This window comes from Quyinboa mangrovi (assembly GCF_042219825.1).
In the GTDB taxonomy this organism is placed as follows: domain Bacteria; phylum Bacteroidota; class Bacteroidia; order Bacteroidales; family UBA5342; genus JBHJHP01.
The window spans coordinates 1-25,871 of sequence record NZ_JBHJHQ010000005.1; the positions used below are offsets into that span (position 1 = coordinate 1).

Here is a 25,871-nt window from a genome sequence, read left to right on the forward strand (position 1 = left end):
GGATCAACTACCAGATACGGAGAATCTGCTACTTCTGCTACGCCTCCTGTGGCTCCTCCACTGAAAGCTTTACCATCTTTCAATGCATATACTTTATTATATACAAACGGAACCTCGATACTGGCAAGTCCAAGTACCTTACCTGGTTTCCATACAGCATCTCCTGAACCAAAGGTTTCCTGTGCTAACACTACATCGTATCCACCAAGATCTGTTGTGTCATCTGCTCCCAGCTGAATAACGGTTACTTCAAAGTTATCATCTGCATTCAGCATTTCCACAATCGGATCATTGTACGGATCGGCTGCTGTGGCTACTACTGTTTTACCAGATTTCTGTACATAAGCTACTTTCTTAACTCTTGGAATAACGACAGGTTCACCTGATGCCATTCTCTCTAACTCATTAAAGAAAATTGTTTTTCCTACTTCAGTGAAACCAAAGTAAACAACTTCTGTATTATCATTACCGTTACCCAGATAAGTACGATCTCCTTTTGGAGAATGACCGGCGCCAGGATAGAACTCAACATTCTTTTCCCAACGTATAAATAAAGGCTCATTAATTGTTGATGTCATCAACAACTCACCGTTACCGGCATCATCACCTTCTGTGTCCGGAGCAAATATACTGAACATGCCATTCCAGTAATCAATAGTCGTTTCTGTGATACCGTCAAACACAGCATCTGTCGGCTTAACTATCTGTGCTTTCAACACAGTATCTGCGTTCGCTGTTATGTTATTGGCAACCTGAGTTGGTGTCCAGAATGCTCTACCACTATTAGACCTGATACCATACATATTCATACACAGCACCGGTGCAGTAACTTCATCCCATGCATCTTTCGCTGCACCAACTTTATCACTGCCGATATTACGCCCTATGATAACAACATCGTAATCACTTAAAGCAGTTGCATCATCCATAGTAATTACGCCGTCACCTCCATCAGGAATATAAGTAGTTACCAGATAGTCTCCCTGAGCTATAATAGAATCTGCAACTGCAACATCATATGCAGATGTAGATTTTGTTACCAAAGCCAGTGTGTATGGTGGTAATTCATACAATTCATAATTATCGATGTAGGCAGCAGTACAATTAGAACCGAAATCGCAGGTATTGAAACTATAAAAGTTTGTTCCTGCATTAGGTCCGGTCGTAAAGGTTGTATCAACCAACATCCATTCACCTTTGGTATCAACTGAGAATCCAAAGTTAGGATCAGCTGAACTTGCAAGAAATCCAATACTTCCGTCAATTGTTTTAACCATTACATGCAATTGATATGTAGTATTTGGCTTCCATTTAAAGTTGGCAATATCAAGTGCTGCTTTACATCCTTTATCCGGTGCTTCGAGCAATGCACAACTAGCTCCACAATATGCTTCGGGACCATAATAAATACTTCTGGCTCCCCAGCCTCCCCATAAGTTTATATCTGTTAATTCAGGATCCTGTACCAGATTTTCCAGTGACGGATAAAGTGGTGTATAGCAATCCGGATTTAAAACCATTGTATAAACTGTGTAAATCATAGAATCCGTTTTATCTACAGATACAACCTTTATTTCTATAGTGTCAACAGCTCCTTCAATTGTCACATCACCGGCACCTGTTACAGTAGCACCAGCTGTCATAGGAACAGCAGCTATATTTACATTCGTTGTTCCTTCTGCTACTGAAAGAACATAAGTGGATCTAAATGAATCATAAGTTGGAATTAATTCCCCATCTGCCGACGATAGTTCAGCCAAACGTGCATCAGAAGGACTTAGGAATGCATAAGCATTATCCGAGATAGTCTGAGGATCAAGTTCACCTTCATAAATATTGTATTCATAAATTGAACCATTCCATGTAGCATCAGGCCATCCGCCTTTACATAACCATGCATTTTCCGTACTCATATCTGATATGGACTTAGTATTCTGAACTTTTCCTACCAGATCGCCATCTATATAATATGAGATGGTATCCGGACCAAGTATACTTACCAGATGATGCAGTTTACCATCTTCGAGTTCAGGTCCGTTTACTATGCCACCACCAACATATTCTGTACGGCTTACATTATCATCTCTTGCGATGGTTAAGAGGTATGCATTTGCACCTGCATTTCCACCAAAATAGGCGAAGACTGTCCAGCTTGGATTGGTTCCTGCACCGGCACGCACATAAGCTTCTGTTGTAATCGCACTATAAGTGTTAAGTGCAAGGGCGGCACCATCAAAAGAGATAAAATCACCGTTGGTCGCTGAGATAAATACGCCGTCCTCAATGGTCGGAGTACCATTAATCATTCCATCAACATCACCTACAACATCTATTACAGTATCAGCTACATCAAATGTATATGAATGCATTAAGACAGCCGATGGAACGAATAATTTTCCACTTAACAATCCGTCAATCTGTATATTGGCAAAACCAACGCTTTTTCCTGCATCTAATTCAGTTATGTTTATTTGCAATGCACAACTACCCATGCCTGCAGGGAAATTTAATCCTGAAACATCAATATCAATATGGGTATAATCATCAACTTTTGTCGATCTGTTTCCCTGGAAGTCAACAGGACCAAACGCTGTTTGTGTTCCATCCGGCGACAACCAGTAAAGATTGAATTTACCACCATCTGTTCCAAATCGTGCACAATCAAATGAGATATTGGTTGGTTTAAAGGTTAAATCAGCCTTTGGATTGATAACAAAAGATACCATATTATCTGCACTTGGGTTGTCGTAACTTTTTGATGCTGACGCAACCCTGGTGAATGTTGGAAGCACATATTCTCCGTTCGTTCCTCTCCATCCTTCAGTTCCATTGTAACTAAAATTACTTCCAACAGTAACTTCTTCAGGATCCCATAATGTAGAATCGGTATATGTTGCTTTCTGATCAGCTGTACCCAGATCAAATACCCAATTTACAGCCGCAGCTTCGTCATTTAATACACCTTTTTCCTTGATGACCACACTGTCAACTTCCCATTGAACATAGTTTCCAGCCTGATATTTATAAACAAATGCAAAGTGTACATTATCTCCCTCTGCCATTGAAACATCAACATCCTCTGATTTCGTCCATGTTTCTGCCTCAGCAGTTGTAGGGAAAGTTGTTCCGGATACTTCTGTCCATGTCGCAGTTGATGGATCACCCAATCCAGCGTAATCAGTTGAATAGTATAATTTCAGATAATTATCAGCATCATCATCAACACCATATTTACGCCATGTTTTAAATGAGATAACCTCATCCATGGTTCCTGTCAGATCAAATGCCGGGGAAATAAGGTAGTCGATCTCTTCATCACCCGAGTTAAAGCCGTTAGCTGCAGCATAACCGCTTGCATAGTACCAATCCTTGGTATCACCGGATACGCTGTAAGCATAAAAGTCGCCAAGATCAGCATCAAAAGTTTGTGTGTAAGGTAAAGCAGCCATTGATGGATCTCTTACAACATAGGTCATTTCTGCCGAAGAAGAAGTTTCACTATCGTTATCCATAGCTCCGACAGTAAAATATACGGTTGCTCCATCCGCCTGTGCAGGTATTGTACCTGTATAGACATCGCCTGAACCTCCATTGCTCATAACCACCTGATTATCGGTTGAGCCTGAAGTTAATCCCCAAACCAGTCCCACATTTGCCACTGTTCCATCATCGGTAACGGTAGCACTAACGGTTACATCATCTGAAGACGTAACAGATACAGGATCAACTGTAACATCAGCAATTACAGGTGCACTCGCTGATAATAACTCAAAAGAAAAATCATCATAATTAACAACCGCTCCTGAATAAGTTCTGACTTCAAAATAGAAACTATCTGCAGTTGCAGGTGCAACTACTGTAGTAGAGTATGACGACCATACACCACCGTTATTATCAAAATAGCTGTTGTTAGGACCTCTAAGTTCATCTGCATTATCAGTTAAGTTACTGCCATTACTAAGCCAATATGACCATATCCTGGCATCTGTACCATCACCATCGGTAACCTGGTACCACATTGTGATTTTGTAAGATCTGCCGGGAATAATATCTGATATTCCCTGTCCAAGATCATTCGTACCTCCAAGTTGCTTTGCAGAATACGTACCTCCATGAATACTATCTGCATCGGCTTCCTGAGATACATTCTCAGCCTTCGGCCAACTGGTTGGTGTGTTGACATCGTCCCACGATTCAAAATCACCGTTTAACAAAAGATTTTGTGCACTCATGCCTGTTAAGACAAAAAGACCCAAAACCAATAAAAATGTGTTTAAACGTCTCATAATAAATAGTTTAATTTTAGCATTAAATTAATTGATTTGTATAATATTAAATAATTTGGATTTTCTTCAAATTAGTCAAAGCGCATTGACTAAATAAACAAGCATTAAACCCATTACCTGGAATTAATTTTCTAAATAAAAACATTGGAATAATATATGCACAAGCATATTAAGCGTGTAAAGTTTTTTCATACTTAATAAATTTAGTTAGCACTAAGAGTAAAAATTCACTTTTTGTTTTTCACATACAGTCACTAAAAATACAGAAAGGATTTTAAAATTCAATAAGAAAATGTAAAAATTTATAAAAATAGCGTAAGATTACTACCCAATAATTTCCGGTTTTGTTAGTTTTTCATCGATAAAATTATTCAGATTCATACCCTATTTCAGACAAATACAATCCCTGAGGATAGGCCTGATTCATAAATTTAAACCGTTCTCCGGTATTAAGGTGGTGTTCAAACTCAGCTACAGTCATTCTGCCTGATCCTATTTCAATAAGTTTACCCACAATTATCCTGATCATACCCCGTAGAAAGTGATCAGCAGAAATCCGGAATACGTATGCGTTCAGCGCCGGATCTTCAGTAAACGATGCACTGTAAATTGTACATACAGTATTAGAATGTTTTGCCGGAGTGATACAAAAAGCTTTAAAATTCAACATTCCGGTTAAACATTTAACTGCCTTTCGAACTACACTAACATTGAAATTTTCGAGCGGATAATACGCGCTCAGTTCACATAAAAAAGGATTTTTAGCCGTATGAATTTTATAGGTGTATGTTCTTTGAATGGCACTGAACTGTGCATGTAAATTCCTTTCCACTTCAAATATTTTATGGACTGAAATATCTTCAGGCAATTCTTTATTGATCACAAACAAAAAATCAGGTTGTAATTCTTCATTAAAATCAAGGTGAAAATAATACTGCGACGCATGAACTCCGGCATCTGTCCTCCCGCAACCTGCAATATGCACTTCCTTTTTAAGTACATTTGACAATGCCATCTCTATTGTCTCCTGTACACTTTGCACTCCATGTTGCTTTTGCCAACCATGGAAAGCAGTACCTTTAAAACTGATTTTAAAAAAATAACGCCGTTTCAATTATACCTGTTAAAATCCATATACATAAAACCCTCCGGATAAGTCAGAGGGTTAAAAGTAATACAAATCGTATAATTACTTATCACTTTATCAAAAGTCTTGCACTGGATTTACGATTGAGTTGTACAGTATAAACACCAGGCTGCAGTTTTATATTCTGAACACAAAGCCTGTCTTCTTCCTGTTTAACATTCTTTTCAAGCAGCACCAGTTTGCCGGCTACGTCAAATACTTCAACGTAATTATTCTGCGTTTTATACCGGGATTCAATATAAAACTGTGATCCCACCAAAGGATTCGGATAGAGTTTAACGCCTGAAGCATGAAACTCAGGCATGTCAATACCGGAAATTAAATCGGAATAATTAATCTTTACTTCCGTAAGGCTGTTCCATAAATTGCTGCTGTTGCCAAAACCATGATATTTAACGTATCTTGCGTCAACATCTTCAAAATCAAAATTTTCAAATTCATAATCCGGGGTCATACCGTTGGATTCACCATTAAAAACTTCTGTAAAATTTATACCATCAGAAGACACCTCAATGGCAAAAAAAGTTTTACGAATATTCCCATTATAGAATGCAATGTCAACTGATTCAATATTTTTCAATTCTCCCAAATCATATATAATCCATTCATCGGTCCCTTCTGATGACCAACGTGTACTAAAATTGAAATCCAGAGTGTTTTCAGGCACATTACTTGTATTTGGCTGATAATTGCTGTAATCCACTATTTTCACCTCACCGCTATATACGAAATTAAGAAATTCGCCTACTTCCAGAGTGTTGTGATCTGCACTCAAAACATCCTCTACAAGCAGGGTATAGCTTCCCGGCTCCAATCCTGTGACATTAAGTATTACACTGCTATCATTATCTCCGGCAGTAATATTATTTATCTGAATATTTCCCGTCACTGAATAATTTTCAGGATCTGTGGCACTAACCACATCCACACTTTTGTTAAAGAACACCTGTATTTCTGAATTATCCACAACCACGAGGGAATCGAGATAAAATTCAGAAGGTTGTGGCATCACACCCACAGCTAACTTTGCTACTTCAGTGCCAGCCATTAGAAAAGCGCCCACGCCAAAATCAGCAGTTGAATTATATGTTACAGGCTGGGATGATGAAGGCTGGGATCCGACACCCTGAATATAGCCAACGTAACCATCATCGTGTAGTGCAACTGTTACTAATCCCTCCCATGCTTTTTGAACCACAGGGTAGTAAATCGCACTATCCAGAATTCCGGCATTGATGCCCCATGCCAGACCATAGGTAAAAAAACAGGTGCCGCTGGTCTCGGGTCCGCCAAAATCATCCGGATCATCCAGACTGGGATTCCAAAAACCATCATCCCGTTGCCTCGGCACTAAAGCCTGAGCCATTTCTGTAAACGTTTCCAAATATTCATCCCTGTGATTTTCATCAGAAGGTAAAAGTTGTAATATCCTGACATGAGCTGCAAATACCCAACCGTTTCCCCGCGACCAGTAAATATCCTCACCATTGGGTGTCAATTTCTGATCCGGCAAAAATGATTCATCCCGATACCATAGCCCTTCACTGGAATTATAAAGATTCCTGGTCACTTTTGTATTTGTATAAAGCTTATACATTTGCTCAAAATATGCTGTATCATTATGCAGGTTTCCAAGTTTTGCAAAACCCGGCATTGCCATATACAAGGCATCAATCCACCACCATGAATCATATATATCTCTGTTGACCATACGTGTCATAGCAGCATCTATTGCTTCAATTTTACTCTCATCAGTCGAACCATCAATATTATATAATTCAATATAAGACTGACCGGCACACTGCTGATCAGCATTTACGGTAGTTGTACCGCCACTTAGCTGCCAGTTATGATTATTTGCCCAGGTTAAAGCATAATCCAGATAATCGTGTTTTGGGTAGAGCTTATAAAAATCCAGATCTCCGGTAAAATAAACTGAATTTGCCCATTCGCGGTCGCCCGGATCCTTATGAGTTGACATCCAGTTATTATTAACTTTTTTAAGAACGGCTATAACTTCAGACTTTTCCGGCAGTTTATTCTGGGCTGAAAACCGTAACGGTAATGCGAAGAAAAATACTAATAAAACGGCAATAAATTTCATATGAGTCATTTCAAGAGATACTTTTTACAAAATTCGGTGTCACTTATTATTCACAAACCGGTAAACCTCAGATGCAGCCAGCAAAACTGCTCCTACACCAAAATTAGATGTTGAATTTTCATTGACAATCTGTCCTGGAATTGCACGTTCTCCGATGGGTTGAACGTATCCAACACGGCCGTTTTCATCAATGGCTGTGGTTGTTAAATATTTCCATGCATTTAATGCGGCAGGCAGATAATCATCATCAGACAGAATTCCATGATTCATACCCCAAAACAAGGCAAACGTATAAAAGGCAGTCCCGCTTGTTTCAGGTCCCGGTGCATGTTCCGGATCAAGAATACTCCTTGTCCAGTAACCCTCCGGTTGCTGAGCTGCAATAAGCGTTGCTGCCATACGTTTATAAATCTTGATGAACTCAGTCTTGTGCACATAAGCATCCGGCATATCCTGAATTATTTTGGCAAGACCTGCAAACACCCAGCCATCACCCCTCGCCCAGAAATCCTTTTTGCCGTTTAGTGTTTTATGTCTGGGATATACATATTTGGCATCCCGGTAAAACAATCCTGTTTCATCATCGTACATAATGCTTTGCGCATATTTAAAGTATTCATAAAGCTTGTCCAGGTACTGTTCATTTCCTGTAACATTATAAAGTTTTGTCATTACAGGCATTACCATATATAAGCCATCAGCCCACCACCAGTAATCGTTTCTGTCCGTACTCATTTCGTATTCCATCACTTCCCGTGCCCTGGCAATTTTTGATGAATCTTTTGGTTCCGTTAAGTTAAAAAGATCAATATAAGTCTGAAAACAAATCTGCCAATCCCCGAACAGAACATGATCATTTGTTTCACCATAGTGGTATTTCCATGCAGCCTTATCATCAGATGTTGCACCTTTCCAGTCATTTTTCACTGCCCAGGCCTCGGAATAATCCAGATACCTGTCGATTCCCGTGATCTCATATGCTGCTATATTTCCCGTATGATATGCTGCGTTATCCCAAAATGCCCTGCCATGTTCAGGATGCTTTTTTTGCCAGTTGTCGTTAACTTTAATAATTACTGTTTTAACCTCCTCTTTCGAAGGCAAATCAAACTCTTCACTTTTGCAAGACAATACTAATCCTGAAAACAGTAACAAAACAGTAATCCTTTTTACAGTCATCCAATTCATCATCAATCTATTTCCCGTTTATATTTATTTCTTTTGATCAAAAAAGGTCAGATCCCATTTATCATACCACTTCAAAACCGGCTTGCCATTATCAAATTCAAGCGGCAACCAAATATATCTCCCATCTACCGGATTTCTTGGTCTCCAGCGGTCCGCCATAAAAATATACGCATCTTCTTTACCCGGAACAGGTAAAACAAAGGTACTTTGAGAGTGAAATGTAAGATCTGAGTCTTCACCCACACAAGGATTTCCAAGCGACTGCCATGGTCCCCAAATTGATTCTGCAACAGCCGAACGTGCAGCATTCGGGTCCCATCCGGTACAACCTGATGTGATCATATAATATTTCCCCTGATGTTTGAAAATTGCCGGAGCCTCATTATGCCCCATGGGAAAAACCCGCGTCCATTTACCTGTAAAACCGGTATAATCAGGTGTTAGTTCGGCAATATGCAAAGTCAGATTTTCCTCTGATGCATGAATGTGATATGCTTTTCCGTCATCATCTACAAATAAGGTCATATCACGAGCCATTTGTCCGGGTTCAAAATCACGTGAAACCATCAATCCATTCTTAGCAGCTTCAGTCCAATCCGGAGTCCACCATTCCAGATCGCTTCTATATGTTGCATTTTTCTGTTCATCCGTAAATTCAATGGGCCAAATTCCGGGATTTACACGGTATGATCTGATGTACGTATATGGCCCCGTAACCTTATCACATGTGGCTACAGCAGTTCGTGCTGCGGAATAGCCCTTCCCTTTTAATTCGAGATGAAACCACATAACAAACTTTTTTGTGGATGCATTGTAAATCACCTTTGGGCGCTCCATTACACTTCCCGGCTCAATATCATGACCGGGTTCATCAACTGTTGCCAGTGCAATACCCTCGTTCCTCCAGTTATACAGATCATCCGATGAATAACATCTTATACCCTGCAGTGAAGTATTTCCCCTTCGCCCCTGTGTTTTGTGTTCACCAAACCAATAATAGCGGTTATCATAAACCAGGACACCTCCACCATGAGCATTAATGTGTACACTATCCGTATCAAACCATAACTCTCCGGGTTGAAATTCATGATTAGAACCTGTAACTTTTCCATTTGCTGATTTCACATTACATGAACTTAACGCCATTGTGGCAACTGCCATCGCAAAAAACAAATATTTGGTATATTTTTTTAGCATTCGGGTTAGTATCATAGTAGCTCCTGTTATATTAGTGATCCATAATTAATAACCGGCACAAATCCTCTGGTCTGTTTCGGCCGCACTTAACCTGTACCAAAAATAAACCTATAAAAATTAATGCTATATCAAAAACACAACATACACTATCACAAAATTGATAAAACGATGTATCAATCCATGAATAATATTAATAATTAGGGAACCGGCTAAAAATTTAAACATCACCCCCTTTTTCTATATACTCTTTTGGGGTGCAACCATAATACTCTCTAAAGCAGCGGGTAAAATACGAAGGACTTGAAAAGCCAACCATGTATATAATTTCGGAGATAGATCTTTTGTTTTGCAACAGCATTTTAGCTGCGGCTTTAAGCCTTTGATTACGGATAAATTCCTTGGCGGTTTGTCCGGTTAAAGCTTTAATTTTCCGATAAACCTTATTAGGACTGACACCGATCACCATGCTGAATTTTTCAACATCGAATGAGGTATCATCAATATTATCATTGACAGCCTCAACGGCCTCTTTAAGAAATTTGTCATCCAATGAGGTCAGCTCAATCTCCTCCGGTTCAAGAAGTTGATCGGCTTTTATTTTGTCCCTTATCCGTTGTCTGTTTTCCAGAATATTCTGAATCTTTAGCCTCAGAGAAATCAGATTAAAAGGTTTATGTATATAATCAACCGCCCCCAGCTTCAATCCAAGTATTTCATCCTCCCGCATTGTTTTTGCAGTTAAAAATACTACTGGAATATGCGAAGTTGAAAAATCCTTGCGTAAAGCCTTCATCATCTCAATTCCGTCCAATTCCGGCATCATTATATCTGAAATAATTAAATCAGGTTCATTCTTCTTTGCCGAATCAAAGCCTTCTCTTCCATTATAAACGCCAACGACCTCAAACTCATCTTCCAGACCGGAAACAATAAACTCATTCAATTCCCCGTCGTCTTCTACAACCAAAACTTTCGGTTGCGTAAAAGATGTATGACTTATATTATCGGTAACTTCATCCTGTTCAACTTCTTCTGCAGACACCTCAGAGATTCCCAAATCATTTGATTGCATATCTTCGACGCCATGAGAATCAGGGAGAATAACTCTGAAACAACTTCCCTTACCCGGCTCACTATCCAGTTCAATATTTCCTCCATGCAATTCAACAAAAGCTTTCGATAAAAACAGGCCTATACCACCCGTACTTTGCGTCTGTTTACTGTTTGCCTGAAAGAATTTCTCAAAGACTTTTTCCTGGTATTTCTGCTCAATTCCAATGCCTGTATCTTCCACCTCCAATATCAGAGATTTTTCTGAAACGGATGTTTCTTCCACAAAAACCCTCAGAGTTATAATGCCTCCATCCTCAGAGTATTTAAATGCATTAGAAACAAGGTTGTAAAGTACTTTTTCAAATTTATCAATATCAACATCAGCATAAATGACCGAAGCAGGAACCTCAAGCTTAAGATTAATATTCTTGGAATCAGCCATACTTTTAAATGACTCGAACAGATCGTTAATAATCTCGTTCACATTTGTCTTCTGAAAATAAACTTCCATTTTCTCCTGCTCAACCTTTCTGAATTCCATCAGCTGATTGACAAGTCTCAATAATCTTTGTGCATTACGCTGAATCAAAGTGGCCTGTTTTATTGCATTAGGTGGCAGTTCTGTATTCTTAACAAGCTCCTCAGCAGGTCCCTGAATGAGCGTTAAGGGTGTTCGGAATTCGTGTGTAATATTTGTAAAGAACCGTGACTTCACCTCATTTAGTTCATGCTCCTTTTCGAACTGTAAATGTTCCAGCATAATTTTGCCTTTCTGCCTTACTTCAATGATGGAATATTGTTTAAAGAAATAGAGCAGCCCTATCAACAACAACCCGAAAACAATATATGCAAAAGTTGTATTCCACCATGGTGAAGCAACAATCACCTTTAATTCAGCCGGTTCACTGCTTTCAATACCATCGCTGTTCGTTGCCCTGACCTTAAATGTATATTCTCCCGGACTTATATTGGTATAGGTTGCAGAGTTCCTTGTTCCTGCATCGTTCCACATTTCATCAAAACCTTCCAGTATATACGAATATGTATTCTTTTTGGGGCTTTTAAAATCCATTGCAGAAAACTCCACCCTTAAAATTTTATCCTTATAGGAAAGGTCTAAGGTTTTAACAAAAGGTATCGTTTGATCCACACCATATTTTTCTGCTGTTTCTTTATTTCCCAGATCGTTGTTGAACACAAATATATTTGTAAACTCAACCCGTGGTGGCACTGAAGAAGGCAAAATACTATCCGTTTTCATGGTCATAAAACCATTTGCACCACCATATATCAGTTCTCCTGAATTGTTTTTTATACATGTATTCCGGTTAATTATTATCCTTTGATAATCCTTCGAAAAATAACCTTTAACAAAGGTATCCTTTAGAATATTAAACTTTATCACACCCTGATAGAGGCCCAACCAAAGATTTCCTTCATCATCTTCTTCAATATTCGAGATAATTTCATCATCCAAATGATTCATCGTTGGATATCCTTTGAAATAGATTTGTCTTTTACCGTTTTTTGCCACATACTCAACCTTCTTATTCAGCCCTGAATTTGTTCCTATCCATAGATTATCAAAGGAGTCTTCAAACAGTACATTAATAACGTTATCGTTTATTGACCCTGTATCACTGAATGAATAATGATATTTTTCTATAAATCCGGTTTCAGGATCTAATCTGTTTAAACCATTCTGAGTTCCAATCCACACAATGCCGTCCTTATCTTCAAGAACTGCCCTGACATTATTATCTGACAAGGAATTACTATAGCTCCCACTGGTCCAGATAACCGTCTCTTTTTTCTTGTTCGAATACAAAAGTTTAGCCATCCCGCTTTGAGCAGTTCCAACCCACAGCACGCCCGGATACTTTCTGGAAGCAACCACATTTCCAATTTTATTGCCAGGTAAACGCGGTGTTGTTGAAGAATTTAAAAAGATAAAACGGGGGCTTTTATTCAGCAAGGCACTTTTACCCGGATACAATATTAATCCTGCATCGTCAGTTCCAACCCATATTCCCTGCTCATCCTGAGCTATATCAAGTATTGAAGATGAACCGAAGAACATGTTTCTGAATGAATACACAGGTCTGCTTATGCTTTTATGTATCGCATATCTGTCTGATACAAAATCATAAATCTGCAAGTCATTGGAAGTACCCACTAATAGCTTTCCATCAACATCCATTAAAGTACGAACAGTGTTCTCTTGGACATTACCGTTAACCAGCCTGGAGGTTTTATACCGTGTAAAACCATTCTTTATTATACTGGCTCTGTCTATATTCGCCGCACCTACCCATAAAATACCGGAGCGATCAACAAATAAAGCCGTTATATTATTTCCTGAGATGCTGAATGAGTTGGCAGGATCATGTTTAAATGAATGGAATAAGGCTTTATCCGGTGTCTTTCCCTGCTCCCCACGTTCAAGAAGATATAAGCCATCAGACCATGTGCCTGCCCATAAATTTCCATAATTATCGTAATAAAGCTGATATATTACGTTAGCCGAAAGTGATCTGTTTCCCGAATAATTATTGTAAGCATAAAATTTAATGCTGTCCTGGTTTTCATTGTAAACCATTTTATTCAGTCCACCTCCCCATGTACCGATCCATAAATTATGATCTTCCGACTCCACAATCTGAGTAACTGTATTATTGTTTAAGGAATTTGGATTATTCCTTTCTGGCAAAAAACGAACATAACTTTTGCTGGAACGATCAAAATTGAGCAATCCCTGATAAGTGGCAATCCAGAAAATGTGCCGTGAATCTTCATAAATATCACTAATTACATCTGCCCCGAGAAAATGCTCCTTTTCACCTGTCTCTGGATCAAGCAGATATAAACCACCCCCATTGGTTCCAACCCATATTTTTTTATCCTCATCCTGATACAAAGCCAAAATCCGATACTGAAAAGAATAACGTTTCATCGAATTATACTGCGGATTATAACAGTTTAACCCCGAGGTTGTCCCAATCCAGATATTCCCAACGTGATCCTCCAGTAGTGCAGTTACCTCACGGTTGCTTATTGTGGTTGAGTCGTGATATTTTGGTTTAAAAATCTCCGTTTCATATCCGTCATATCTGTTTAGACCATTCCATGTCCCAAACCAGATAAACCCCTTTTTATCCTGAAGAATTACATTGGCCCGGCTGCTCGTAAACCCGTCATCAATAGTCAGCTTATTAAAATCAAGTATTTTCTGAGCAAAAGAACCTGTTAAATAAAATGATACAATAACCAAGGCAGATATCAGTCGTTGCATTTTAAGTTGTTTAATTTTAGATCAGTTGAATAGCAGGAGTTAGACCAAATTCAATATTTTCTACGTATACCTACCGGACAAATTTACACAAATCATTTTTGATTACAAGAAGCTGTTGGAATACAATTGGTTTTACTCAAATAAAAAAGGTGCACCAGTTAAAAAAACCTGTGCACCTCATTTAAAATTCTTTCAGATCTTATCTCGCCTGGCTTAGAATATAACTATATGTATACATATTATTCTGCAGTCTGTATTGATCATGCGGCAAACGCCCCCAACTGTCATCACCACCTACACCACGCTGTGCAAGATCTACATACAGGTAGATTTCCTTATGCGGCTTAATATCTGTTGTGTGACGCTGTGCTTTCCATCTTCCCGGATCAAAATCTTCAACAGGATTATGCAAAGCCGTAACACTCAATGGTTGAATACCCTTTACGACAATACCATCACCAAAATTATCAGTCAGCGACAACCATCGCACATCAGTTTTATTACCGTTTTCCTGTGGCCGGATGTAAGCAAAGTACTGATCCTGAACCTTGCTCGTATATTCTCCCAGATGCGATGAATAATTACGGTCGGCATAGTTTTCCCATGGTCCGCGTCCGTAATATACATAATCCTCAAAACCCGGAGAAACAACCATTGCCATTCCAAACCGAGGCATTTCAGGCAATTCCGCATCAGTTTTATATGACACGTCTACTTTTACTTCTCCTGCGCTATTAATAGTGTAATCCACGGAATAATCAGCAACTATATCCTTAAGATCATACGCGGTTTTTACAGTTACAACGTCATTACCTTCTTCAACCGAGAAATTTTTGAGCATCGCTTCTTTACCGGCCTTCTTCCATACAGCCAGTTTCTCAGGCATATGATTACCAAAGTCATTATCCACCGGAGCGCGCCAGAAGTTAGGACGTGGAGCAGCAGCAATCAGTTCCTTTCCATGTGAAACAAAGCCGATCATTTCACCGGTTTCTTTATTAAAGGTGACCACAAAATTATCTCCCGAAACAATAATCTTACCATTCTCATCTTTCATTGCCGGTTTTCCTGAAGCGGCCTCGTAGTTCACAGCTTTAAACCACGCATCCTTATTGAGTTCAAACTGATCGTCAGCAAGTTCGAATCCCGCCGGAATCATTTCCGAAGCATCTTTCTTATAAGCGTACAAATTCAATGCATATTCTTTTCCTGCTTCAGGTTTAATTCCGGGCAGGTTCAGAGTTATTTGTTGAGTTGTTTCAGGATCAGCATCCACATTAAATTTATCGCTGGCAATTTCTTTTCCGTTTTCCAGCAACACCCATTTAAAGTTGAATTTATTTAACGAAGTATAATTGTATTCGTTTTTAACTTTAAGAACGCCTTCAAGCGGTTTCACCGGAATGAACCTGATATTCTGATAAACTTTCTTCACCTCATTCAATCCCGGATGCGGTGTTCTGTCAGGATTTACAACACCATTCAGACAAAAGTTCTGATCGTTATGCAGATGGCCGCTTAGGAGATCCCCACCGTAACCCCAGAATCTTTCGCCGTCATCGTTTTGAGTCAGTAAACCCTGATCAACCCAGTCCCAGATAAAACCGCCCTGCATATTTGGCGAATTGTTGATAATATCCCAGTATTCCTTAAAATTACCGGTACTGTTCCCCATGGCATGGGCATATTCACACATGATAAAGGGACGGTCAACAGAGGGGCGATCCGCATATTCCTTCATATTCCTGATTGAAGGATACATTGGACAAACTATGTCTGTGTTCTTATTTTGTCCTGCCTGTTCAAACTGAACCAAACGGGTATTGTCACGACCTTTTATCCAGTCGTAGGCTTTATAAAAAACCGGTCCGTTACCACATTCATTTCCCATACTCCAGATGATAACTGAGGGATGGTTTTTATCGCGTTCAACCAGACGTTTAATTCTGTCCATGTGGGCTGCTTCCCACTCCGGTAAATATGCAGGATGCTTGCTTTTATCAAACCATGACTGGAATTCTGCTCCCATTGCATGCGTTTCAATATTAGCTTCATCTACCACATACATTCCATATTTATCGCACAAGGCATAAAGTTCCGGGGAATGCGGATAGTGACTTGTACGAATGGCATTGATATTATGACGCTTCATCTGCTTCAGGTCCTTCATTATCGTTTCAGGCGTTACATAATGGCCGGTCACATCGTTGTGCTCATGAAGGTTTACGCCCTTCACTACAATGTATTTACCGTTAACCCTCAACTGACCGTCTATCAGTTCCACTTTTCTGAATCCCGTTTTCGTGCTGGTCGATTCTATTATATTCTTTTTTGAATCAAGAAGTGTAAGAACCACCGTATACAAATCTGGTGTTTCTGCGCTCCAGAGTTTAGGATCTTTTATTTTTCCGTCAATATTCACAACGGATTCACCGGATGCAGGAATTTCAACACCTTTTGCTTTCCCCAGAACCCGGTTGCCATTTGCATCAAATAAAGTAAATGCCACAATACCCTTTAAATCTTCCTTGCCAAAATTCTTTAAGGTAATATCAGTACTTATCTCACCATCCCGGTATTTATCGTCGAGATCGGGTTTTACAAAAAAGTCCTGTATCCTGGCCTGAGCTGTAGAATACAAAAAAACGTCCCTGTCAATACCACTCAAACGCCAGAAATCCTGATCTTCAAGGTAACAACCGTCTGTCCACCGGTACACTTCAACCGCAAGCTGATTATCACCTTTTTTTACATACTTGGTAATATCAAATTCAACAGGTGATTTCGTCACCTGGCTGTAGCCAACTTTTTCTCCGTTGACCCAAACATACATCCCGGATGTTCCGGCTTTAAAATGCAAATACACCCGTCGTCCATCCCAATTAGAAGGAACGGTAAAATTCCGTTTGTATGATCCTACCGGATTGTCCCCGTGTGGAATATGGGGTGGTCTCTTCGGAAAAGGATAGGTAATATTGGTATAAATCGGAATACCATAACCTTTCAGTTCCCAGTTGGAAGGAACCTGAATATCATCCCAGCACGATACGTCGTAATCCGTTTTATAAAAATCGGCTGGACGTTGCGATGGGTTCGGGGCCCAGTTGAATTTCCAGGTGCCACTCAATAACTGGTAGTAAGGAGACGCACTGTAATTATCGGCCAGTGCCAACTCCTCTGTTGGATAAGTCATTGAAGTTGCTCTCGGCACCTCTTTATTTATTCCAAAAATCTGTGGATTTTCCCAGTCGGGACTCTTAGCAGATGATGAAACTGCAATAAACAATCCGCAAAACAGCAGCAGAAAGGTCATTGGTTTTTTAATCATATTATTCTGTTTTTAGTGTTTTATTTCTATTAGCATGCATAAGCAACTTTCTCAGGCTGAAATCAGTTCTGAAATAGTTGAATCCCACTTATTCATGTTGCGAAAATAATGAAACACCTCTGACATATGAGAAAATAATTTGATTTTTTATGTAACTATTTCAATAATCACATTAGGGTTTGGTATTCTGATTAACAGGATTAACCTTTCCGCGTCTTAAAATACATATTCCATAATTGCCAAAGAAAACCTTATGATAAGATGCAATTGCTACTTTTTAAAAGATCGGTTTGAGATCTTTGCTATCATTTTTAAAGTTTATGCTATTTTATAACACTTAAAACAACGAAATTTGTTTTGAAGCAGCATCACAAAGCATTAAGTAATCATACGTTTAATTTAAAATGATACAAAATATGAAAGATACTTTACCGGTAAAACCGAATTTACGCTTTTTAATTCCCGTGATATTATTCCTTTTTATATTTATTATAAAATCAAAAGCTCAGGTTAACGGTAGCATGCAACCAAAAAGTCAGGTACCTGAAATGATATTTGACATGCATCTGGTCTGGCATGATGAGTTTAATGAAGATGGCCGGCCTAACCCCGAAAACTGGACCTATGAATATGGATTTGTCAGAAATAACGAATTACAGTGGTACCAACCTGAAAATGCCATTTGCAAGGACGGGGTACTGGTTATTACAGGTAAAAAAGATTCCATTCCCAATACGCATTTTAATGCGAATTCCAGAGATTGGCGTAAACAGAGGCCGTATGCAGAATTCAGCTCATCCTGTCTTATTTCAAGAGGATTGCAGGAATGGAGCAGTTATGGATATTTTGAGATCAGGGCTAAGATAGATACAGCTAAAGGATCATGGCCAGCTATCTGGACCCTTGGGAAAGAGAAGCACTGGCCCGAATGTGGAGAGATAGATATTATGGAATTTTACCGTGTGAATGACCAGCCAACAATACTGGCTAATGCAGCATGGGGCGGAGAAAACGGCAGAGGTGTAAGCTGGGACTCACAACGTTTACCTTTGTCTCATTTTACAGATAATGATCCGGATTGGGTAAATAAATTTCATGTCTGGGGAATGAAATGGGATCAGGAAGTTATAAAACTGTACCTGGATAATGAATTGCTCAATGAAATTCCACTGGATAAAACAAGAAACAATGATGGCTTTAATCCTTTCAGAGAAGGTAATACTCATTATATTCTGCTGAACCTGGCTATTGGTTCAAATGGTGGTGAACCAAATGCGGACCTCTTTCCGATTACTTTTAAAGTTGATTATGTAAGGGTTTATCAGTAAGCCGTAAAACATAAAAAGCAGACATTTTACAGCATCAATAACCTTCAGAACAGTATAATTCGTCAGAAATAACAAAGGCCATCCTTCCGGACGGCCTTTGACATATATCGACGGACTATAGCCTAAATAAAGAACTTCAGTACAAATAAAACGGCAAGAATATACATAACCGGAGTAATGTCCTTTACCTTACCGGATATCAGTTTAATAAGTACATACGATAACATACCAAATACAATACCTTCTGCAATTGAAAATGTTAACGGCATCATGATAATGGTTAAAAATACCGGGATCATTTCGGTATAATCTTCCAGGTTGATCTTGGCAATCGGTGTCATCATCATTGCACCAACCAGTACAAGTGCCGGAGCAGTGGCAGCCGCAGGGACCATCAGAAACAGTGGCGACAGAAACAGGGCCAGTAAAAACAAAACACCTGTTGTTAATGCAGTCAAACCGGTCCGGCCACCCTCAGCCACACCCGATGCACTTTCAACATAGGTTGTTACCGTAGATGTTCCCATTAAAGCACCGAATGCAGTTCCGATGGAGTCCGCAAAAAGCGCTTGTTTTACACGTGGAATACGTCCCTCCTTATCCAGCATGTTTGCTTTTGTGGATACACCAATCAGGGTACCTACCGTATCAAACATATCAACAAAAAGGAAGGTAAAGAGTACCAGAAGCATATCCATTGTAAATATGTGTGACCACTGGAATTTCGCAAATACCGGAGCTACAGAAGGAGGAGTCACATCAAATGTTTCCGGAAGGTGTGTTATACCAAACGGAAAACCAAGAATTGTGCCAATCAGAATACCGATTAACAATGCCCCTTTAACACGCAATGCGAGCAAAGCACCGGTGATGATAATTGTGATCAGCGCTACAAAAGGTGCACCGCTGGCCTTGAAATCCATAATACTTCCCAGGCTTACAAAAGTTGCTTCATTGCTCACAATAATTCCGGCATTCTTTAGCCCAATAAAAGCAATAAACAAACCGATACCAACCGATATGGCATGTTTTACATTGTTGGGTATCGCTTTTATAATAAGTTCCCGGATATTAAAAGCAGTCAACAGGATAAAAATAATACCTTCAAGAAAAACAGCCGTTAACGCAAATTCCCAACTGTGCCCCATTCCGAAGCATACAGTATAAGTAAAAAAGGCATTTAATCCCATTCCTGGAGCCAGAGCAAAAGGCAATTTTGCTAAAAGTGCCATTACGATTGTGGCAACAGCGGCTGAAATAGCTGTTGCGGTAAATACAGCCCCTTTATCCATCCCGGTATCACCAAGAATGAGAGGGTTTACTGCCAGAATATACGCCATTGTCATAAAGGTGGTTATACCAGCTACAACTTCGGTTCGTACATTGGTTTTATTTTCTTTAAGCTTAAAATACTTATCTAACATAGCGATTGTTTATTGAAATTAGAATGTCCATTTACAGGCCACGGTTGGACGAACTTTAAATCCGGGGATGCCACCAAAATCGTTTGATAGTTCTATTTCACTACCAACAGAGAAATTCTTAGTTGCATTATACCAAATCTGCGGTTCAGAAAGGAATATATATGATGAACTTTGAAAATCTTCAACAAATCCATCGAGAGATACGGTATGATCTTCTTTCCAGAAATCTGCAAATCCTGAAAAAGTGAGTTTATTGTTAAACATATTCCAGTACCAAACGGCAGTTAACTGAAAATTATGTGGCTTGTCTGTTGGAGTAAGTGCAATATATTTATACAGTGCCATAAGAGTAATTCCGTAACTAAAATCACTTGCATTATAAGAATATGACGGACCTGCAAGGTATGCGTTACCAATAGAACCTACACCTGAAATTAATCCTCCATCGAATTCAATATGTGCCGAAATAGGAGCATCCCAGAATTTGAGTTCACGTGCAATCTCCCAATAGGCCAAACTGACTCCACTTGATGGCCCATTATAGTCCATATCAATAAAGAAGAAAGTGTTTCCCCAGTTGTCAGGTTTAAACATTTCAACGGTTGATGTAAAATGTTCACGTTCAAAATCATAATGCAACTGAACATTCTGAGCAAAAGTGGCTGATGCAAAAACAAGCATCAATGCAAGTAATAGTTTGTTCTTCATCTCTTAAAAATTTAAGTTAAATGTGTTAAAAAAGAAACCAAAATTAACAGTTGTTAAATTTTGAAGAACAAACCGCTACAGCAATTTTTCAATATGTTTTCAACAAGAGAATATAAGCCGTGTTAACAACCTAAATTCCAGTATTTATGCAAGGTTTACTTTGTCACTTCAACATGCTCTTTTTTCAGGGCCTCCAGCGATTTTTCAGTTGGGATTCCAAGCAGTTTAGTTATCAACGGGTAAATCATCCGGTTCGAAAACGGCTTGTTAATAAAATCTTTCTTAAAGTCTGAACCTTTGGCATAAAATATGGTACGCATATCACTGTTTGTATCGGGATCATATCCGTGATCTGCTGCAAGTGTATATTTTTTCCAGTACAATGTATAAGAGCTGTCAGCTAAGGCCACAACTCCGGGAATGGCAGGATGCGAATTATAATGATATTTTGCGGGCACTTCCTTTTTTAGCCAGGCTCTGATCCCTTTCACCTTATTCAGGGTAGCAACAACAGAATCGGCGAATCCCGGTGCCGGATCAATAAGAGCCAGAGGATTTGAAGTGGATTGATGGGCAACCCAGGCAGCCGGCAATAATTGAGACAGATCGTAGGATTTGTCCATATTCACCTTTGCCATACCATGATCCGACAACAAAATAAAATCTATGGAATCGGCAATATCCAGTGAGAATAGTTTTTTCTGGACAGCTGCAAGGTAATTGTCAAGCGATGAAATTTCTTCCGTGACCTCTTTGCTGTCCGGTCCGAAACTATGTGCAGTATGATCCGGCTCATCCACGTAAAACATTACGAGATGCGGACGTTGGTTATATGGAAGTGTTAACCAGTAAGCCACCGTATCCAATCTTGACTGGTAAGTAAGGCTGCCATCATATTTCAGCCAGTAAGAAGGACGCACACCTTTAATAGGCGCTTCACTTCCCGGCCAGAAACATGTTGCCGCTTTTATACCATGCTTTTCAGCAGTCACCCAAATGGGCTCACCACCATAAAAATCAGCATCCTGAACCGCTGAACGATTTCCCAGGGAATACGACTTTTTCAGGGAATCGTTATAGAATGAATTTGCCACAATACCATGCTCTCCCGGATACAAACCCGTGGCAAGCGTGTAATGGTTTGGGAAGGTCTTGGTTGGAAACGAAGGTACCATGTATTCAGCTTTCACTCCATCTGCTGCAAGTTCGTCGAATGCAGGCGTAGAAGTTCTTGAAGTGTAATCCCATCTAAACCCATCCATAGACAACACTACCACATATTTGGTTTTTACTGGTTGTTTAACCGGCTTGCATGAAGCTGTTAAAACGAAAACTGCAATAAATAGAACAAAAACTCTCATGGTGTATAAAATTAAAAAAAAGAAGCTGACCGACAAGGCCAGCCTCTTTAAACTGTTAAACAAAGTTTTATTCAGATCAGAAGATATAACGCAAACCAACCTGTAACTGCCAACATTCGTTGTAGTTATAGTAGGTTGAATATGTTTCTGTCAGATAATTTCCATCAGCATCTTTTGCCATAGAGAAACTTGGAACATTATTAGCATCCACGCCCTCGTAAGTCAGGATCTGACCATTATTTGCTGAGAACATGTTTTTAGTTACGCCCCATTCACTATTTATCAGGTTACCAAAGTTAAGGAAGTCAAAGGTAAACTGTAAGGTATGTGTTCTGCTACCAGCCTTGATACTAAAATCCTGTGCTAAACGCAAATCAAAACGGTGCGTCCATGGGGCTCTTGCTGCATAAGCTTCAGCATATTCACCCTGATGTGCTTTCAGATATTTATCCTGATCAACGAAATTAAAGAATGCATTTTCATCAGCCTGACTGACAAACTGAATTTCACCCCTTTCTTTTGGAATGTAAATCAGATCTGTTGAATAACCATCACCATTCATATCGTTTGAATAGGTAAAGCTGTAACCATTGTGTGAATAACCTGAGTAGAACAGGTTAATGGTGGTTGCCATATGATCGTTCAGGTAAGGGATTCTATATGAAACCGATGCGATGGCTTTTTCCGGCACCACATACTGCGAACGCTGAACATCAGGTAAATGAGGACCGTTAATTTCGATTAAACCATTGTAAGCTGAAGCAGCATTACTTCCAGGCATTCCTGAAATCTCCTTGGATTCAGTGTAAGTATAGGCCGCCATAATATTTAAATTTTCAACCGGTTCAGCCTTAACAGTTATGTTACCAATTGCTCCCCAACCTTCACTGTTATTGGTCAATACATATGCACTTTTTGACGTATAGGTTATGTCATCCGGATAGATGTATCTGTTGTCCGGTCCGTTGAATCTCTGCCATGTATTATCCGGCTCCTGAAGATTATAATTTTTCAACATTACGCCATTAATATTTTTGGTATATATTCCTTCCAATGTCACTGTCATTGGAAACGATACAGGAACATTATAATCCAGAGCCAGTGAAGATTTCCATACCTGTGGCATTTTAAAATCAGGATCAATACTATTAATGTCTCTTGGTAACACACCCTGCTCTGGTGTAATTGTGGTAGGAAGTCCGAGCCTGCTGATCATTTCATCCACATCAGTTATCATTGGACCGGCAAGGGATGCCAAAGCCGGATCCACACTGGTTATTGTTCCATCTGATGCATCATACCTGGTGACTGCGGCATAACTACCCTGCACCATACCCGAGTTGGTTGGCATATTGGTAAAGAATACCAATGGCAGTCTGCCGGCGAAAATACCGGTACCTCCACGTAGCTTCATGGTCTGGTCTCCCAATATATCATATGTAAAACCAACCCTTGGAGAAAGCTGTACATTGGCAGTTGGCCATTCTCCGGTATCGATTTTTTTACCGCCAAAGCTAAGTTCATAAATAGCATTGTTTCGGATTATATTATCCACATACTTCAGATAATCTGCCCTGATACCATATGTAAGTTTTAATTCCGGCGTAACGTTCCATTCATCCTGTCCATAGATACCAAACTGATTAAAAGCAACTTCAGCAGCCGGATTTTGCTCTCCGTCATAACCATAAGTCAGCGCAAAGTCCCGTGGAGCAGCCTGATTCAGGAAATCTTCAATACTGGCGTACCTGTAATAACCTGTTCCGTTTCTCATATAGGAATTATTTGCCATCTGGTGTTCAAAACTTACACCACCAGTGATCTTATGACTTCCCAAATAGAAAGTAGCGTTATCAATAATATTAAAGATGTTATTATTCACACCATTATTCCAGGTAAACAGCTCATAACCGGCAGACATATAAGGTTCAAGAATTTGTCTGCCATCTGTAGTAACTCCGTTCATAATATCAATAAACGGGAACTTGGAAGAATTGGATCCCCTTATATCCTGAATTTTGGTATACGTCGCCAGGAACTGATTTGAAAACCGATCCGAAATGCGGCTGTTTAAATCAAGTGAGAACGAGTTCACAATGTTATCCATGGAATAGATTGAATTTGAGAAAGCCATAGAGTATTGCGAAATACGATCCATGGAGCGGTTTCTGAATCCACCGTCTGTTGAATTACCGTTTGTAGGATTCCATGCCTGATTCTTTGTGTAGTTATAACGCACACTCAGTTTATTAGCTGTATTGATGTTCCAGTCGATGCGGGCAAGTAGTTTTCTGTTGCTCTCATCAGCAGGATAATCACTGTATGATCCGGGATCATATCCATAATTGTCAATCAGGTGTTGCCTCACCAGCTCCATATCGGAAACGCTGGTACGTGAAAGCATCAGATCTGTATTTGCAACACCATTATCCGAAGGTCTCCAGGTTACCACCTGTCCCGGACGTAATTCATATTCACCGTTTACAAAAAAGAATAATTTATTCTTAATGATCGGACCACCTAAGCTTACACCATATATATGTGTCGATTCTTCATCGCGTTCACCAAAATCAACACTACCTATTTTATTACCTCTCATATTCTGATTGGTCAAATAGGTGTAAGCCGAACCTTTAAATGAATTCGTTCCTGACTTGGTAATTGCATTGATACCACCACCGATAAAGTTGGTCTGACGAACATCGAACGGTGCAATAACTACCTGAACTTCTTCGATAGCATCCAGAGAGATCGGATTACCTCCACCAGGCAGGTTTGAACTGAGTCCAAAGTTATTGTTGAAGTTGGCTCCGTCAACTGTAAAGTTAGTGGAACGGCCATCGCCACCGGCAATACTCATGCCGTTGGTAAAAGGTGAGAGCCGTGCAATGTCGGACACACTTCTGTTAATGGTCGGCATCAGATTCATCTGATCGTTGGAAATATTGGTTGACGCTCCTGTTTTACTGGTTTTGAAAGCCGATGCTTTTGTACCCACTATCATGACTTCCCCCATATCAACAGCACTTTCGGTGAGCGTAACGTTTAAAACAAAAGATTCACCAAGGTACAACCTGATATCAGTGTAAACACCTTTGGAATACCCTATGAATGAAACCTCAACCTTGTAAGGTCCGCCTGGCCTCATCCCCTGAAGTGTAAAACGGCCATCAGCGTTGGTGATAGTACCGTATTGTGTCCCCGAAGGTTCATGAATGGCAATCACGGCTGCCCCGGGTAAAGGCTCTCCCTGATCTGTTTCTACAATACCATTCATTCCTGATGTTGTAACCTGTGAAAACACAGTAACTCCGGTTATAAAAACCATTAAAATAGAAAATAATAGCTTTTTCATTTTTGAGTGTTTGATTAATAATTATGATTATAAAGATCAAATTTAAATAATTACGGGTACGAACCTACATATTTAATAATAAATATATGTGTCCAAAACT

The 25,871-nt window shown here is 39.5% G+C and carries 12 protein-coding genes; 1 reads left to right on the plus strand and 11 read right to left on the minus strand.

Going from position 1 to position 25,871, the window contains the following annotated elements; genetic code table 11:
- The 7 genes from ACE1ET_RS11420 to lacZ all read right to left on the minus strand — a co-directional run.
- The coding region (locus ACE1ET_RS11420; RefSeq protein WP_375728540.1) for a LamG-like jellyroll fold domain-containing protein at positions 1–4,286 on the minus strand (4,286 nt) is incomplete at its 3' end.
- 367 nt (positions 4,287–4,653) lie between these two features.
- Entirely contained in the window at positions 4,654–5,400 is a 747-nt protein-coding gene (truA, locus tag ACE1ET_RS11425; protein ID WP_375728541.1) for a tRNA pseudouridine(38-40) synthase TruA, read from the minus strand.
- An 82-nt stretch (positions 5,401–5,482) separates the two neighbouring features.
- Positions 5,483–7,537: a glycoside hydrolase family 88 protein gene (locus tag ACE1ET_RS11430; RefSeq protein ID WP_375728542.1), complete on the minus strand. Its 2,055-nt coding sequence runs from the start codon at positions 7,535–7,537 to the stop codon at positions 5,483–5,485.
- Positions 7,538–7,576: 39 nt separating this feature from the next.
- The gene (locus tag ACE1ET_RS11435) at positions 7,577–8,728 is read right to left on the minus strand and encodes a glycoside hydrolase family 88/105 protein (protein WP_375728543.1); all 1,152 of its coding nucleotides are present in this window, start codon (positions 8,726–8,728) and stop codon (positions 7,577–7,579) included.
- A 21-nt stretch (positions 8,729–8,749) separates the two neighbouring features.
- Positions 8,750–9,937 (minus strand): glycoside hydrolase family 43 protein, encoded by a 1,188-nt coding sequence (locus ACE1ET_RS11440; protein ID WP_375728544.1) that lies wholly within the window; start codon positions 9,935–9,937, stop codon positions 8,750–8,752.
- Positions 9,938–10,139: 202 nt separating this feature from the next.
- Positions 10,140–14,267: a hybrid sensor histidine kinase/response regulator transcription factor gene (locus ACE1ET_RS11445; RefSeq protein WP_375728545.1), complete on the minus strand. Its 4,128-nt coding sequence runs from the start codon at positions 14,265–14,267 to the stop codon at positions 10,140–10,142.
- 199 nt (positions 14,268–14,466) lie between these two features.
- Complete coding sequence (gene lacZ, locus ACE1ET_RS11450; RefSeq protein ID WP_375728546.1) at positions 14,467–17,595, minus strand: beta-galactosidase, LacZ type; 3,129 nt, start codon at positions 17,593–17,595, stop codon at positions 14,467–14,469.
- Between the two features lie 416 nt (positions 17,596–18,011).
- Here lacZ and ACE1ET_RS11455 point away from each other — a divergent pair, with 416 nt between their 5' ends.
- Positions 18,012–18,923 carry a glycoside hydrolase family 16 protein gene (locus ACE1ET_RS11455; protein WP_375728547.1) on the plus strand — a complete coding sequence of 304 codons (912 nt, stop codon included), beginning with the start codon at positions 18,012–18,014 and terminating at the stop codon, positions 18,921–18,923.
- 122 nt (positions 18,924–19,045) lie between these two features.
- On the opposite strand, the gene ACE1ET_RS11460 is transcribed toward ACE1ET_RS11455, so the two are convergent.
- The 4 genes from ACE1ET_RS11460 to ACE1ET_RS11475 form a co-directional block, all read right to left on the minus strand.
- Positions 19,046–20,347 (minus strand): NCS2 family permease, encoded by a 1,302-nt coding sequence (locus tag ACE1ET_RS11460; RefSeq protein WP_375728548.1) that lies wholly within the window; start codon positions 20,345–20,347, stop codon positions 19,046–19,048.
- An 18-nt stretch (positions 20,348–20,365) separates the two neighbouring features.
- Positions 20,366–21,055, minus strand: a complete 690-nt coding sequence (locus tag ACE1ET_RS11465) for a DUF5020 family protein (RefSeq protein WP_375728549.1) — start codon at positions 21,053–21,055, stop codon at positions 20,366–20,368.
- A 155-nt stretch (positions 21,056–21,210) separates the two neighbouring features.
- Positions 21,211–22,416: an alkaline phosphatase family protein gene (locus ACE1ET_RS11470; protein ID WP_375728550.1), complete on the minus strand. Its 1,206-nt coding sequence runs from the start codon at positions 22,414–22,416 to the stop codon at positions 21,211–21,213.
- Positions 22,417–22,492: 76 nt separating this feature from the next.
- Complete coding sequence (locus tag ACE1ET_RS11475) at positions 22,493–25,771, minus strand: TonB-dependent receptor (protein ID WP_375728551.1); 3,279 nt, start codon at positions 25,769–25,771, stop codon at positions 22,493–22,495.
- Between the last annotated feature and the right edge of the window lie 100 nt (positions 25,772–25,871).

Bases quoted from the DNA above. Each gene is read 5' to 3' on its own strand.
- ACE1ET_RS11430 (WP_375728542.1), bottom strand. From the start codon at position 7,537: ATGAAATTTATTGCCGTTTTATTAGTATTTTTCTTCGCATTACCGTTA.
- ACE1ET_RS11435 (WP_375728543.1), bottom strand. From the start codon at position 8,728: ATGATGAATTGGATGACTGTAAAAAGGATTACTGTTTTGTTACTGTTT.
- ACE1ET_RS11440 (WP_375728544.1), bottom strand. From the start codon at position 9,937: ATGATACTAACCCGAATGCTAAAAAAATATACCAAATATTTGTTTTTT.
- ACE1ET_RS11445 (WP_375728545.1), bottom strand. From the start codon at position 14,267: ATGCAACGACTGATATCTGCCTTGGTTATTGTATCATTTTATTTAACA.
- lacZ (WP_375728546.1), bottom strand. From the start codon at position 17,595: ATGATTAAAAAACCAATGACCTTTCTGCTGCTGTTTTGCGGATTGTTT.
- ACE1ET_RS11455 (WP_375728547.1), top strand. From the start codon at position 18,012: ATGAAAGATACTTTACCGGTAAAACCGAATTTACGCTTTTTAATTCCC.
- ACE1ET_RS11460 (WP_375728548.1), bottom strand. From the start codon at position 20,347: ATGTTAGATAAGTATTTTAAGCTTAAAGAAAATAAAACCAATGTACGA.
- ACE1ET_RS11465 (WP_375728549.1), bottom strand. From the start codon at position 21,055: ATGAAGAACAAACTATTACTTGCATTGATGCTTGTTTTTGCATCAGCC.
- ACE1ET_RS11470 (WP_375728550.1), bottom strand. From the start codon at position 22,416: ATGAGAGTTTTTGTTCTATTTATTGCAGTTTTCGTTTTAACAGCTTCA.
- ACE1ET_RS11475 (WP_375728551.1), bottom strand. From the start codon at position 25,771: ATGAAAAAGCTATTATTTTCTATTTTAATGGTTTTTATAACCGGAGTT.